General features: G+C 65.2%; 1 protein-coding gene. It reads left to right on the top strand.

Features of this window, described 5'->3' with window-relative positions; genetic code table 11:
- Positions 1 to 3 precede the first annotated feature (3 nt).
- Complete coding sequence (tuf, locus tag G7A99_RS20175; RefSeq protein ID WP_163143619.1) at positions 4 to 1,194, top strand: elongation factor Tu; 1,191 nt, start codon at positions 4 to 6, stop codon at positions 1,192 to 1,194.

Below are 1,194 nucleotides of genomic sequence, written 5' to 3' on the forward strand. Positions count from 1 at the left end.
GCCGTGTCCAAGGAGAAGTTTGAGCGCACGAAGCCGCACGTGAACGTGGGAACGATTGGTCACGTTGACCATGGCAAGACGACGCTGACGGCGGCGATGACGAAGGTGATGGCGGAGAAGTACGGGGGTGCGGCGCGCGCGTTCGACCAGATCGACAATGCGCCGGAGGAGCGCGACCGTGGTATCACGATCGCGACCGCGCACGTTGAGTACGAGACGGACGCGCGTCACTACGCGCACGTTGACTGCCCGGGGCACGCGGACTACGTGAAGAACATGATCACGGGCGCGGCGCAGATGGACGGCGCGATCCTGGTGGTCTCGGCGGCGGACGGTCCGATGCCGCAGACGCGCGAGCACATTCTGCTGGCGCGCCAGGTGGGTGTGCCGTCGATGGTGGTCTACCTGAACAAGGCGGACATGGTCGACGACGAGGAGCTGCTGGAGCTCGTGGAGATGGAGGTCCGGGAGCTGCTGAGCGACTACGACTTCCCGGGCGACGATATTCCGGTGATCACCGGCTCGGCGCTGAAGGCGCTGGAGGGTGACGAGTCGGAGATCGGCGCGCCGTCGATCATCCGTCTGGTGCAGGCGATGGACGAGTACATTCCGGAGCCGAGCCGTGCGGTTGACGGGCCGTTCCTGATGCCGATCGAGGACGTGTTTTCGATCTCGGGTCGCGGTACGGTGGTGACCGGTCGTGTCGAGCGTGGTGTGATCAAGACCGGCGAGGAGGTGGAGATCGTGGGTCTGCGCGACACCACGAAGACCACGGTCACCGGTGTGGAGATGTTCCGCAAGCTGCTTGATCAGGGTCAGGCGGGCGACAACATCGGTGCGCTGCTGCGCGGGACCAAGCGCGACGAGGTCGAGCGCGGGCAGGTGCTGTGCAAGCCGGGCACGATCACCCCGCACACGAAGTTCGAGTGCGAGGTCTACGTGCTCTCCAAGGACGAGGGTGGGCGTCACACGCCGTTCTTCAACGGCTACCGTCCGCAGTTCTACTTCCGTACCACCGACGTCACGGGTGCCTGTGACCTGCCGGAGGGCACGGAGATGGTGATGCCGGGCGACAACGTGAAGATGACGGTGTCGCTGATCGCGCCGATCGCCATGGAAGAGGGGCTGCGTTTCGCGGTGCGTGAGGGCGGTCGTACCGTCGGCGCCGGCGTCGTCTCCAAGATCATCGAGTAA

This window comes from Arhodomonas sp. KWT, from assembly GCF_010993615.1.